Annotated in this window: 10 protein-coding genes; 5 read left to right on the forward strand and 5 right to left on the reverse strand. The window is 59.4% G+C overall.

The annotated features are described in order from the left end of the window. From hisD to RMO15_RS14340, 4 genes are all read left to right on the forward strand, one after another. The coding region (gene hisD, locus RMO15_RS14325; protein WP_309713919.1) for a histidinol dehydrogenase at positions 1-919 on the forward strand (919 nt) is incomplete at its 5' end. Between the two features lie 55 nt (positions 920-974). Next, positions 975-2,135, forward strand: coding sequence for a polysaccharide deacetylase family protein (locus tag RMO15_RS14330; RefSeq protein ID WP_309713922.1), 1,161 nt, complete (start codon positions 975-977; stop codon positions 2,133-2,135). Positions 2,136-2,145: 10 nt separating this feature from the next. Further along, positions 2,146-2,856 (forward strand): SDR family NAD(P)-dependent oxidoreductase, encoded by a 711-nt coding sequence (locus RMO15_RS14335; protein WP_309713925.1) that lies wholly within the window; start codon positions 2,146-2,148, stop codon positions 2,854-2,856. 5 nt (positions 2,857-2,861) lie between these two features. After that, positions 2,862-4,283: an FAD-binding oxidoreductase gene (locus RMO15_RS14340; protein WP_309713945.1), complete on the forward strand. Its 1,422-nt coding sequence runs from the start codon at positions 2,862-2,864 to the stop codon at positions 4,281-4,283. On the opposite strand, the gene RMO15_RS14345 is transcribed toward RMO15_RS14340, so the two are convergent. Beyond that, positions 4,207-4,743: a PEP-CTERM sorting domain-containing protein gene (locus tag RMO15_RS14345; RefSeq protein ID WP_309713929.1), complete on the reverse strand. Its 537-nt coding sequence runs from the start codon at positions 4,741-4,743 to the stop codon at positions 4,207-4,209. The two genes, RMO15_RS14340 and RMO15_RS14345, sit on opposite strands and share 77 nt — an antisense overlap. A 13-nt stretch (positions 4,744-4,756) precedes the next feature. Continuing rightward, positions 4,757-7,654: an SBBP repeat-containing protein gene (locus tag RMO15_RS14350; protein ID WP_309713932.1), complete on the reverse strand. Its 2,898-nt coding sequence runs from the start codon at positions 7,652-7,654 to the stop codon at positions 4,757-4,759. Between the two features lie 126 nt (positions 7,655-7,780). Here RMO15_RS14350 and RMO15_RS14355 point away from each other — a divergent pair, with 126 nt between their 5' ends. Next, positions 7,781-8,656: an amidohydrolase family protein gene (locus RMO15_RS14355; protein ID WP_309713934.1), complete on the forward strand. Its 876-nt coding sequence runs from the start codon at positions 7,781-7,783 to the stop codon at positions 8,654-8,656. Here the strand turns inward: RMO15_RS14355 and RMO15_RS14360 are convergent. The 3 genes from RMO15_RS14360 to RMO15_RS14370 are packed head-to-tail and all read right to left on the reverse strand — an operon-like array spanning position 8,642 to position 12,717. After that, positions 8,642-11,167 carry a tetratricopeptide repeat protein gene (locus tag RMO15_RS14360; RefSeq protein WP_309713937.1) on the reverse strand — a complete coding sequence of 842 codons (2,526 nt, stop codon included), beginning with the start codon at positions 11,165-11,167 and terminating at the stop codon, positions 8,642-8,644. The genes RMO15_RS14355 and RMO15_RS14360 overlap by 15 nt on opposite strands. Positions 11,168-11,221: 54 nt before the next feature. Beyond that, positions 11,222-12,535 carry a TlpA disulfide reductase family protein gene (locus RMO15_RS14365; RefSeq protein WP_309713939.1) on the reverse strand — a complete coding sequence of 438 codons (1,314 nt, stop codon included), beginning with the start codon at positions 12,533-12,535 and terminating at the stop codon, positions 11,222-11,224. 14 nt (positions 12,536-12,549) lie between these two features. Beyond that, positions 12,550-12,717: a hypothetical protein gene (locus RMO15_RS14370; RefSeq protein ID WP_309713942.1), complete on the reverse strand. Its 168-nt coding sequence runs from the start codon at positions 12,715-12,717 to the stop codon at positions 12,550-12,552. Between the last annotated feature and the right edge of the window lie 121 nt (positions 12,718-12,838).

The following is a 12,838-nucleotide window of genomic DNA, read 5'->3' on the forward strand; positions in this document are numbered from 1 at the left end:
GCCGCTGCGCCGGGTCGGCCTCTATATCCCCGGTGGAGCGGCGGCTTACCCAAGCACGGTGCTCATGGTTGGGATTCCGGCCAAAGTCGCAGGCGTTCGGGAGATCGCGCTCACCACGCCCCCCTCCAAAGAAACCGGCCATCCTCCCGATGGCACCCTGGCGGCGGCGGCGCTCGCGGGAATCACGGAGGTCTATGCGATAGGCGGAGCGCAGGCCATTGGGGCGCTGGCCTACGGCACGGCAACGGTGCCGCGTGTGGATAAGATCGTCGGGCCAGGCAATGTCTACGTCAATCTGGCTAAGCGCCAGGTCTTTGGTACCGTCGGGATAGACATGCTCGCCGGGCCAAGCGAAGTGGCGGTGCTCGTAGACCACACCACCGACCCAGAGACGGCGGCACGGGAGCTGATCTGCCAGACCGAGCACGACCCGCTGAACTCTGCGCTGCTCGCTAGTTCTAGTGAGCCGATTGCCGAGGCCATTCTCGCCGCCATCGAGCGCCAGCTCACGGACTTGCCCCGCGCCGCTATTGTGCGGAAGGCGCTGGCCGAGCGCTCGTTTTTGGCCCTCACGGAAAACTTAGCGCAGGCCATAGAAGTCATCAATACCTACGCGCCGGAACACTTGCACGTGCTCTGTGCAGAGCCGTGGGCCACACTTTCGCAGATCGAGAACGCCGGGGCGATCTTGCTCGGGCCGCATAGCAATGCCGCGCTTGGAGACTATGTGGCCGGGCCAAGCCACACCCTTCCCACCGCAGGCTGCGCCCGGTTTGCCTCACCGCTAAGCGTGGATGACTTTCTCAAGAAATCCAGCGTTCTCTGTTTTGATGCCACAACCGCAAGCGCTCTCGCCGAGACCGCCCAGATATTCGGACGCTACGAAGGCCTGGAGGGCCACGCCCGCGCCGCAGTATAGAAATTTCGAATTGGTTTCCCGTACATAAACTTGATAGAATATCCTTTGCAAATTCATGGATACGAAACGTCTCTCTCTTCTTCTTACGGCCAGCGGTGCCGCCGCCGTCGGTGCTGTTGCCTTTTCGCTACACACAGCGGACAATAAAGCCCGCACCGTGGCGCAGCCCGGAGTGGCCATGGCACAGTCCAGGGCGGCAGTACCGGATGCCAGCAAGCTCAAGGCCAATGAGATCGGGCGTATTCCGATCATCATGTACCACTCCGTGGATGAGCGTGGCGGTAAGTACGACAAGCGCGGCCTCAATATACCTGGCACAGTCTTCCGCAAGCACCTCGACATGATGGTCAAGGCGGGCTGGTACCCCATGAACGCTCGCGATATCTACTTTCCCGAGAAGCTCCAGGCCGTCCCGGCAGGTATGACTCCCGTTGTGCTCACGTTTGATGATGCACGTGGCTCCCAGTTCTGGATGAAGCCCGATGGCTCGATCGCGCCGAACTGCATCCTGGGAATTTTAGAAAACTACCACAAGAAGTACGGCGAGAAGTGGCCGCGTGCCGGGACATTCTTTGCGCTCCCCAAGTCCTCGTACAACCCCACACCTTTCTGGCAGGCGGGCCTTGAGACAAAAAAATGCCAGTGGCTGGTTACCAATGGCTACGAGCTCTCCAACCATAGCTTTGCACACAAGAACATGGGACCAATGAACGCGGCCCAGGTGCGCGAGGCCGTGTGGGGCTGCGTGCGCGATATCCGCAAGCTCGCCCCCAATGCCACGATGGACACGTTTTGTGTCCCCTACGGTTCCTATCCCAAGGACAAGAGCACCTGGGGAATTATACTGAACGACCCACAGGGCAAGTACAAAAACTTAGTTGCGTTCAAAGCATGGGGCGATGAGTCGTTTGCTCCCGGCGATAAGCGCTTCAATCCCAAAGAAGTGGATCGTATCGGAGTAGACCCAGGCTACTTTGAACAAGTTTTTGCTCGCCTTGAAAAAGCAGGGAAACTCTATGTCAGTGATGGTAACCCCAGCACCATGACGGTTCCCAAGAGCTGGCAGGACTTTGTCTCTCCAAACCGCCCTGGTAAGCTCCCGGTGGTCTTCTACGGTCAGGCAGTTCCGACAAAAGCGAAGCCTAAGATCAAGCCTGCCCCTACGACGAAGAAAAAAAACGCGACGACTGTAGCGAAAACGACAAAACACCCATAATCTAGGGTGTATGTCACAGCAATTTTACCGGGCTATAGTCGTGGGCGGCTCCTCAGGGATCGGGCGGGAGCTGGTCTTGCAGCTCGCAGCTTCCGGATGTCAGGTCGCCTCGGTCGCTCGTCGCACAGAACCAAGCGGCGAGAATATCCGCACCTACGCCCATGACGTTACGGACTTCGCCGCCGTTCCGGCACTGTTCCAGCAGATTTGTTTAGACCTCGGTGGGCTTGATTTAATCATCTATGCCTCAGGGGTGATGCCCTCCGTCGGCCCCGATGAGTTCTGCTTTGAGAAAGACAAGCAGATGGTGGATGTCAATATTTTAGGTGCAGTTGCCTGGTGCAATGAGGCTGCACAGCGCTTTGGGCAGTCCGGTGGTGGAACGATTGTGGGAATTGGTTCGGTGGCAGGGGATAGAGGCCGTGCGCCCAAGCCGGTCTATGGTGCGAGCAAGGCGTTTTTTGAGAGCTATTTAGAGTCGCTACGCAACCGTGTAGGCACCAAAGGCGTCAGAGTCGTCACGATCAAGCCCGGCCCGACAGACACCCCAATGGCCGCCGAGCATGTGGGCAAGAAGCTTCCCGCCGCCGAGGCTGCGCGGCAGATTCTGGCAGCGGCGCGGGCAGGCAGGCGCGTGGTCTATGTCCCCGGAATCCTCAAGTATGTCTTCGCCATTATCCGTGCCCTTCCCTCTCCGATCATGCAGAGGCTAAAGTTTTGAGCTGCGTGCTTCCCAAAGACCGAGTCGAGCGGGTGGGTGCGTGGGGTATGAACACCCACACCACCAGCTATGTCTTCCGCCCGACGACGATTGCGGGCATCAAAGAGGCGCTAGAGGCAGCGCGGCAGAGTGGGCGATTTGTGGCCCTGCGTGGTTCTGGCTGCTCCTACGGCGACGCATCGCTGGGTGCGGAGAACGTGGTTCTCGACATCACGCGTATGAACCGGATTTTGTCCTGGGACCCGGTCAAGGGCATTGCGGAGTGCGAGCCGGGCGTGACAATCAAGCAGCTCTGGCAGTACACACTCGGGGATGGCTGGTGGCCCTACGTGGTCTCGGGGACGATGTTTCCGACGCTCGCGGGTGCCGCTGCGATGAACATTCACGGCAAGAACAACTTTCGGGTTGGCACAATTGGCGATCATATCTTAGAGTTTGAGCTACTGACTGCCGATGGCGAGTTTCACACGTGCAGTCGTGAACAAAACAGTGAGCTGTTTCATGCCGCGATTGGGGGATTTGGGATGCTGGGCGTGTTCACCCGCATCAAGATCGAGCTCAAGAAAGTCTACTCGGGGCACCTCAGGGTCACACCCATTGGGGTGCAAAACTGGCGCGAGATGTTCGCGGAGTTCGACAAGCACTTAGTAGACTCGGACTACTTAGTCGGTTGGGTAGACTGCTTTGGCGCAGGCGAGGCGTGCGGACGCGGTCAGATCCACCGCGCGGACTATCTGAAGCTAGGCGAGGACACCATTCCCGCTCAGACCCTGCAAGTGGCGCACCAGGAGCTCCCCGACACGCTCTTTGGCCTACTCCCGAAGAGCATCATGTGGAAGTTCATCCAGCCCTTTACCAATAACCTCGGGATGCGGGCTATCAATGCACTGAAGTATCTCTCGTCGGTGACTCTTACGCAGGGAAAAGTGCACGATGTCACCCACGCGGGCTTCGCCTTTCTGCTCGACTACGTCCCTGGCTGGAAATACGCCTACCTCCCCGGTGGCCTGATCCAGTACCAGAGCTTTATCCCCAAAGAGACCGCCGAGAAGTGCTTCACGGAGCAGCTCGCCCTCTGCCAGAAGCGCGGGATCGTGCCATATTTGGGGGTATTCAAGCGCCATCGCACCGATCCGTTTCTGATGACACACTCCGTGGATGGCTACTCTTTCGCGTTGGATTTCAAAGTAACCAAAAAGAACAGGGCGAAGGTCTGGGCGCTGGCGGCGGAGTTAGACGCACTGGTGCTCGCTGCCGGGGGGCGTTTCTACTTCGCCAAGGACAGCACACTCCATCCCAGCCGCCTCCAGAGCTATCTGGCCGAAGAGCGTGTCCAGACGTTTCAGGCGCTCAAGCGCCAGCTTGATCCTGAAGGGCTCTTTCAGACCGATCTTTACCGACGGATCTTTGGCGGCGGCGGACGATAACCAAAGTTCCCAGTAAGAGCAAGGCAACGCTGGCAGGTTCCGGGGCGCTGGAGGCAGACACCACCGTGAGTTGCCAGTTTTGGGTCGTGTTCCCCGCAGTTGTCTCTACCGTGAAGTCGCCAAAGTAGGTGCCTGCAGGGATCGTGGCGGCGTCCCCAATAAAGAGATTAAAGAGCGTCCCCGTGAAGCTGTCGCCTACGGCAAACGTCGTCGGGAAGTTACTAAACAGCGGGCTATCGTCCAGGTTCAGGCCGGCAGGTGCACCGAGAATCGTAAAGCTGCTGCCGGTAATATCCAGCGCTCCCCCACCACTGTTGGTCAGCGTGGCGTCATAGAATACCGTGCCATTGTGTGGCCCACTCTGACTCGGCAAGAGCAGGTTTACCGTGAGCTGCGCATGGGCGCTGGTGGCAATGAGAGCCACCAGCAGGGTCGCGAGGGACAGTTTAAGTTTCTTCATAAGATCTCCAGATTTACGGGAGAAGCACGCGGAGCGTGCCTCCAAAAGTGCCGAGAGCGTGGGTTCCTGAGACGCGGAGGATCGCATAGCTGCCCGAGGTACCCGATGAGGCAGGGAAAGAGAGCGGGACGGTTGCCACGCCACTGGTACCCACTTCTCCAATGAGCTGTGGGAGCGTGCTGATTGTCACGCGACCTCCCAGAGTTGCCGCCGTGAGACGCGTATCAAGCGCCGCTGCCGTTCCCGAGTTGCGCACGCCTACGTCCACGATCCAGCCACCACCTGGTGCGACGCGTGGCGTCGCGGACAAGCTCAGGCTTGGGTTGCCGATGGTGAGTAGCGCGTCGGGTGAGATGCCTAAGGGGGTTGAGACGGTGATCCGCGCCACGCCGGGACTCGCCACATCGCTGGCACGGATGGTGACGGTGAGGCGATTCTCGTTCACAAAAGTGCTGGTACGAAGCAGGCCATTAAGGCGCACGACCGCACCCGGCACAAAGCCTCGGCCATTGATGGTCAGCGTAAACTCAGGGCTTCCTGCCGCGACGGCAGCGGGGCTGAGTGCGCTGATTCGGGGACGATTGTCCACTCGGGTGAGCAGCGAGGTAGTGGAGGTGTTGTTGAGAGGCCGTACATCACTTGGCGCTACGATAGCAACCGCACGACTGAAAATCGCAAGATTGGCATTGGTCACCGTCATTCGGGCCGAGACCCGAATGGTCGCCGTCGCTCCGGGGATCATCGTGCCAAGGTTTGCCGTTACCACACGCCCAGAGATTCCCACGGTTCCGCGCGTGGTGTTTGCACTCAGAATGCTCAGCGTTGCCGGGTTGTCGGGGTCGGCGGCCTCGGTACCCGAGAGAATGTCGGTGAGCACGACGCTACGGGCCGTGTCCGGCCCATTGTTGGTCACCTGGATCGTGAACGTCGCCACATCCCCCGAGTAGTAAGGCAGCGGTGCCGCCGTCTGGGTTACCTCGACATCTACAGACTCAAAGTGAACTCGGCTTAGGAAGCCATCACTCGCTCCCCCAAAAGTGGGTTGGAATGCATTGAGTGTTGGCATCGTCTCACTGTACGTCCGCCCCGAGATCCAGATATCACCCGGTGCCGTTGGAACCGTCGCAATGGCAACAGCGCTCTGGCTGTCAAGAAACGTCGAACCCGCCAGTGCACCGCTTGGGGTTAAACGAAGCACATAGCCACTCGGATTCGTGAAAAACGCCCCGTCCAGCGGGAAGTTATTGGAATTCGAAAACCCCACAATATAGAGAAACCCTGCCTCATCCACCGAGATCGCACTCGCACCATCGAAGCCATTGCCACCGATGTAGGTTGCCCAGTTTCGTGAGCCGTTCGGGCCGAGCTGAAAGGCGAATCCATCAGAAGAGCCTCCTTGATAGGCAAGCTGAAATCCAGAAGCCGTAGGGAAATCTGTGGAGGTGGTATTGCCTATGGCGCTCACATTGTCCAGCGCATCCACCGCGATCGAGCGGCCGTACTTGGCCTGATCAGTGCCAGAGCCACCTAGCCGGGTGATATAGCGCACGGAGTTATCAGAGTTGAACGCAGCAACAAAGGGATCGGGACGACCCAAGGGCCCCAGAGTGCTACCGGGAAAGTCTGCGGAGTAAGTAGCGCCCGTTATGTAGAGCCTACCAGAAGGGCTAAATGCGAGGGCAGAGGCGAATTCAAAATCGCTGCCTCCCAGAAATGTGGCGTAGAGAATGCCGTTGCCTCCGGTGGGGAACTTTGCCACGAAGCAGTCAATGCCATTACGTGTGGGCTGGAAAGCCCCCGGCGTTATTGAAATATCCGAGGAAGTGGTCTGGCCGGTGATCGCGGGTTGCCCCGCCGCATTCACGGCGACTCCCGAAGCATACTCGTCCTGGGTTCCGCCGTAGTAGCTGGCCCAGCTCAGTCCCCCCGTGGTAGTGAGCTTTGCCAGAACGGCATCCGTGCGCCCTCCGCTGGTAGGCTGGAACGCCCCCAACGTCGTCGGAAAGTTCGTCGAGTCTGTGTCACTGGCGATGTAGGCATTGCCCCCGCTATCTACGGCGATTCCGCCCAGCCCCGATGCTCCCTCGTTGTCGGTGCCCCCGATAAATGTTGTGTAGACCAGTGCTCCTGCCGCGCTGATCTTGCTCACGAATAAGTCACGTCGTCCTGTCACACCAGGACTTGTGGTGATGCCCATCACATAGGCTGCCCCCGTGCTATCCGTGGCAACGCCATAGACATTTTCCTCGCCCGTGCCCCCTAGGAAGCTACTGGAGATCAGCACCGGATCTATAGTAAGAGGCTTAGAGTGGTCGTAGCGCCCCAAGGAGAAGCCAATTTTGCCGGACTTGCTCAGAGTGTAGCGTGCCGCAACCAATGTGCGCTTTCCGCCAATGCTTTGGTAGGCCAGTGGCTTCTTCCAGCGCAGCTTGCCCGTCGCCAGAGTGCCGTCCGGCAAGAGCTGGGTGGTTCCGCCCTCAGTGCGAAACCCGATCTGACTCGGGTCACTTCCCGGCGCAAGAACCAAGTCGTACTCCAGAGCACCAGAGCGGCCGTACCAGAGCAGATCAATACCACGCCAGAGGTTTTGCTGCCGCACGGCAGAGCTCGCGGAGACACCCACGCGCCAGGCACGGGCTTGGTTCCCGAGGTAATAATTAACCGTACTGTGTGCCCCTTCGGCAGTCGGCATCACCCTACGCCCTCCCAGAGCCACCAACTGCACAGCACTGCCATCCGTGAGCTCGAAGCGTGCCTCACGCTCGCTCAGCCCTAGGCGCATCCCGCCGCTTTGTGTGGAGAAGCCACGCGCCTGTGCGTTTGCTTCAAAAACCAAAGGCCGCGTCGCCGCACTTGCCCTGCTTACAAGCGTGGCGGCAAAAAAAACTGTCAGGAGCCCGAGATACTTCATGCGTATTTTCCTCTGAGACGCAGTATCGGAAGTGACCGCAACAAGAACGCAACAGAAACGCAACAAGACTCACGGGGATTTTTCGGGTACAATCGGCGCTAACGACGCTGTAAGGACACTTTTAGTATGGATACCATTCCGATTATCGACACGCACCAGCACCTCTGGGATTTTAAGAAGTTTCAGCCTCCCTGGCTGAAAACGGAGCCCAAGCTCAACCAGAGCATGGGCCTCCCCGAGTATGCCAAGGCCACGGCGGGCCTCAACGTGGTCAAGACAGTCTATATGGAAGTGGATGTCGCGGTGAAGCAGCAAGTCGCTGAGGCACAGTACGTCGCCGGGCTCTCGGCAAGCCATAAAACCGTGATGGCCGCCGCCGTGGTCTCCTGCCGCCCGGCGCTTCCGGGCTTTGCTGCCTACGCCAAGTCCCTGACCAAGAGTCCCTACCGCCCCTACATCAAGGGCCTGCGGCAGGTGCTCCAAGTGCCCGATGCCCCCAAGGGCCTCTGCCTCCAGCCGACCTATGTGAAAAACATTCAGTTATTAGGGGAGCTAGGGCTGAGCTTTGATATCTGCATCCGCCCCACCGAGCTCGCGGATGCCGCAAAACTTGTGGACAAGTGCCCTAAGACGAGATTTATCCTAGACCACTGTGGCAATGGAATGGCTGCCAACCCAAACCAGGCGCAGTGGGAGCGCGATATGAAAGAGCTGGCCAAGCGCCCCAATATCGTCTGCAAGGTCTCGGGGATTATCAAGACCGTGAAGCCGGGAATGAACAAAATCGAGGCCCTCACTCCCGTGGTGCTTCCCACCATTGAGGCCTTTGGGATTGATCGCGTGATGTTTGGCGGCGACTGGCCCGTCTGCAACCTCACCTCGACGTTTCGGGGCTGGGTGGAGACCCTCCATGAGATCCTCAAAGACAGCTCCGAGGAAGACAAGCGCAAGCTCTTCCACGACAACGCCGCTAAGTTTTACGGGCTCTCAGGCAAGGCTTAGCTCCTGAGCGAGAAGCTGAGCCTCGTCTTTTGAGAGTGCTTGGCCTTCGGTGAGGAGCTGATAAAAACGCTCCTCACCAAGCTGCTTCTTTGCCGTGGCCTGGCGAGCGTCGTGCTCGCGCTGGTCCTGTGGTGTCAGTGGTGCTTCCATCTGCTGCCGCGCCTGCGCTGCCGCGCCCCAGAGCCGAACGCCACTCACCGGAGTGCGCGATGCCACCGCGACCTCGCCCAACCCTTCCCAGATCTCGGGAAACCAGGCGGTCAGTCCGTGTCGCAGAGCAATTTCTAGCACCGTCGAAAACTCTTTTTGCGCAACCGAAAGCTCGCTAAAGAGCAGTGCGACCCAGCCCAGGTTCATGTGGATCACCCCAATCCCCACCGATCCTGGCTCGTAGAAACTCAGCGCCTCGTTGAGAGAGTCCCGTGCCTCACTTCCGCACCCCAGAGAGCGGTAGGCGACCGCCAGGTTATTGAGAGACATCCCCACGCCCTTCGCATCGCCCAGTCGCCGCCGAAGCGCCAGTGCCTCCACGTGTTGTCGGAGCGCCTCTTCCAAGTCGCCACTGACCCGCGCCAGAATCGCCAGGTTGTTGTGTACCGCCGCAACCCCCGCCTCATCGCCCACAAGGGAGTAGAGCTTGAGTGCCTCTGCCTGACACTGACGCGCTTTCTCCAGCTCTCCCGCACGACGCGCCAGAATCCCTGCCAAGCGAAAGCTTTCGGCACGCAGGCTACTGGGCTCCTCAGTGGCCCCCAGCGCACGCTCCAGAAACGCCAGGCCCTCGCGCAGGTGGCCATAGTGAAGCCAGAAGTTCTGCAGAGCGACACAAAGCTCCAGTGCGAGAGCAGGGTTTGCCAGCTCATCAAGCGCTACCTGAAGCGCCGCCCGCAGGTTCTCCGTCTCCGCAGAGTCGCTCAGAGCCGCCTCCGCATGGGCGTGAAAGTAGCGCGCATGGCGCTGCAAGTAGCTCAGGCGCTCCGGGCCAACCAGATGCTCTGTGGCGAATGTGCGCAGCAGCTCCAGCATACGCCAGCGCTGACTGGCGCCTCGCTCTTCCACAAATACCAGGGAGTGGTCGCGTAGCCGCGTCAGAACCTCCAGAATGTCGGTGTTAGTTTCGCTTTCATCGCTACAGATCGCTTCGGCGGCGGCCAGTGTCCAGCCACCCGAGAACACCGAGAGGCGTGCAAAGATCTGCTGCTGGGCTTGGGTCAGATCACGGTAGCTGCTGTCCATCACGGCGCGCAGGCTCCGGTGGCGAGCGGGTATGTCGCGCTCACGGGCCTCGATCTCATGCAGGCGCTGGGCATAGCGCTCTAAAAATGCCTCAGGTGCTAGCTCACGACAGCGGCCCGCCGCCAGCTCCAGCCCGAGAGGCAGTCCCTCCAAGCGGCGGCAGATCTCCCCAATGGAGTCAGCATTGCGCTCGCTGAGCGCAAACTCGGGGCGTTTTGCCTGAACACGATCCAGAAAGAGTCGCACGGAGGCATAGAGATACATCCGCTCCGCAGAAAGCCCTGGCTCAGGAACCGACAGCGGCATCACGGGGAACTCTCGCTCCCCGGAGAGATCCAGTGGCTGGCGGCTCGTCACCAGGCACGCCAGTCCTTTTACCTGTGTCAGAAGCGCCAGCACGAGCGTGGCCCCACCTTTGGGAACCAGATGTTCAATGCCATCCAGAACCAATAAGGGCTGTGGGAGCCCTCGAAGCACCTCGATAGCAAGCTCCTGTGGGTCGCGAAGAGGAACCTGAGTGGCCCCTGCCGCCACGACAATCGCTTCCGTGAGGTGGGCGACACTCTCTAGCTCTCCACACACCACATAGACCGGGTTGCGCAGGCTCTCGTGAGCCAGAAGCCGCGCGGTCTCAATCGCGAGCCGTGTCTTCCCACTGCCCCCGGGTCCCGTGAGGCTGACAAGCCGTGCGCCTTCCTCCAGAACATCGGCAAGCCAGCGGCACTCACGGTCACGGCCAAAAAATCGGGTAAGAGGTGTCGGGAGCGCCAGCAAAGGGGCTGGAGGGGAGGCACTTACCGTCGTCTTTGCCCCAAGCTGCTCCTGTGCTTCTTCGCGCAAGAGCTCCAGCCGTCGCCGCTCCTGAAGAGCCCACTCATCCCAAAAGCCCTCCATAAACGTGCCCTGTGCAAGCGCAAGTGCCCCCGCCCAGTCTTTGGCCTTCACAGCACGCTCAAAATGGGCAACATCCGTGGTAAAAGTACCCGGCCGTAACCCCAGCATCAAGCGATCCGCATGCAGAAGCTCCCCTTCGTGTCCGGGCGGCTCCAGGGTCTTGCGCAGAACGGCCAGCTCTTGGCGTAACCGTGAGCGGCCTTGGTCGAGCAGTGCCGTCGGCCAGATCATGTCGCAGAGTAGCTCACGGGGGTGCTGGCGGGGAAAGAGAGCTAGGTAGGCAATGATTGCCTTGGCACGTTGGGTACGAAAGTGTGCGACAGGCTCCCCTTGGTACAGAACCTGAAAACCACCAAAGAGCTTGATCTCGTAATGGGCCATAGGAAAAAGCTGTCGCCCACATGCAAACGGCACATGGGCGACTTATTTTTTGCTCTACTCGATGGGAAGACCGAGTTTTTTCAGCGCGGGATCTACTCCCTCGGGAATGTCTTTGGAGCCGACAAAGCTCGCGGCGATCTTGCCATCTTTATCAATGATATAGGTAGTCGGGATGCCACTCACGTTGTAGAGCTTTGAGGCAATTGAGTTTGGGTTGTCTTTGGCGGCGGGATCGAAGACGAGCGGGAAGGAGAACTTGGCCTGGTTTGCGGGCACCCACTTCTCGTAGGCCGCTTTTTCGTCCCAGACACAGACCCCCAACACCGTCACATCATCACGCCCCTTGAGCTTCTGCCAGGTCTTCTCGATATGGGGCATGGTCTGCATGCACGGGCCACACCAGGTCGCCCAGAAGTCCATCACCACAATCTTGCCCTTGAGATCGGAGAGCTTGATCGGCTTACCGTCGAGCGTATAGACCGTAAAGTCCGGGGCGGGCATCCCGACAGCCAAGAGCGGCTTGCGTGCGGCAGCGACCGCGATTTTCTGAGGCGGTCGCTCGGATGCAACCAGAGCCAGGCGCTCCCCATTTGCCCCAATCCGCGCTTCGTAGACCTTGCCATCTAGGGTAAACGGAGCACGGGCATCAAGGCGCTGCGCTTTCTTATCGTCGCCTTCCAGAATCAGCCAGACGGCGTTCTGCTTGATCGTTTCCGGGAGAAGCTCACCGCGCATGTTCACCGGCTTGCCATCGTCGTTGATGCGCTTGTTAAAGACTCCATCCGCATCGTTTTCGGCGAGAGTTACTTTGTAAGTCTTCTCTCCCAGCTTTATCTCCCCGACGCGAGCTGCTTCGCGGTAGTAAAGAAGATAGTTCGTCGGAGTCGCTGCGACAATCCGGTAAATCGCTAGACCATAGTCGGCGGTGGTCTCCGGCTGGTTATTCCTGCCTGCGTAGGTCACTTTGGCGACGGCGCTATTGACTCCGTAGACAGTCCGGCCCTGTGCCTCGTTTTTCTTGACCCACTTTCCATCGCCATCGTCGGTCAGATCCCCGTTGCCATTGGCATCGAAGTACATCTTGAACTCGCCGCCCGTGGGCTCATCCACAACCGCGACATGATCCGCCTTAGGCCCCGTTCCCAGTTTAATAACCGCATAGCGTGGCTTGCCCACATACGACGGCTCCTTTGTCACACCTGCTGGTTTTGTCTCACTCAAATCAGCGCGAATGGGCATGTAGCCTAGCTTCTTGGCTCCATCGGCCTGAAGCGTCAGCTGTGCCTGTGCCACAGGAGGAACACGTTGCCCTTGTTGTTGCGGTTGCGCCATCAGCGCCAGAGGTAGCATCAGTGCTTGTAGTATCATCTTGAAAATCCCTTTCAGGCCCGCTCACTCTCGCGGGCATCCACCCAAACCATCAGTAAAATTACAGGGAGCTGCTCCTCAGTGGCATCCTCTGCCGGCCCGTAGCTATGGCGCTCCGCGCTCCAGAAAGTCGCGGCATCATCCCCCCTCGAGGCGGAGCTGGCAAGGGCCGCTTCGGTCACCGTTCACGGCTTGACGTGTCGTGCTGTGAGACGAATTGTCCCGTCACGAGCTCCCGACGCGCATTTGTCACGCTCGGGCGTCGCGTTTTGCGGGCAGTTCTTGCCTCCGCCGCACGAGCCC

The organism is Armatimonas sp. (assembly GCF_031410135.1).
GTDB lineage: Bacteria > Armatimonadota > Armatimonadia > Armatimonadales > Armatimonadaceae > Armatimonas.

Bases quoted from the DNA above. Each gene is read 5' to 3' on its own strand.
- RMO15_RS14335 (WP_309713925.1), top strand. From the start codon at position 2,146: ATGTCACAGCAATTTTACCGGGCTATAGTCGTGGGCGGCTCCTCAGGG.
- RMO15_RS14360 (WP_309713937.1), bottom strand. From the start codon at position 11,167: ATGGCCCATTACGAGATCAAGCTCTTTGGTGGTTTTCAGGTTCTGTAC.
- RMO15_RS14345 (WP_309713929.1), bottom strand. From the start codon at position 4,743: ATGAAGAAACTTAAACTGTCCCTCGCGACCCTGCTGGTGGCTCTCATT.
- RMO15_RS14350 (WP_309713932.1), bottom strand. From the start codon at position 7,654: ATGAAGTATCTCGGGCTCCTGACAGTTTTTTTTGCCGCCACGCTTGTA.
- RMO15_RS14355 (WP_309713934.1), top strand. From the start codon at position 7,781: ATGGATACCATTCCGATTATCGACACGCACCAGCACCTCTGGGATTTT.
- RMO15_RS14330 (WP_309713922.1), top strand. From the start codon at position 975: ATGGATACGAAACGTCTCTCTCTTCTTCTTACGGCCAGCGGTGCCGCC.
- RMO15_RS14365 (WP_309713939.1), bottom strand. From the start codon at position 12,535: ATGATACTACAAGCACTGATGCTACCTCTGGCGCTGATGGCGCAACCG.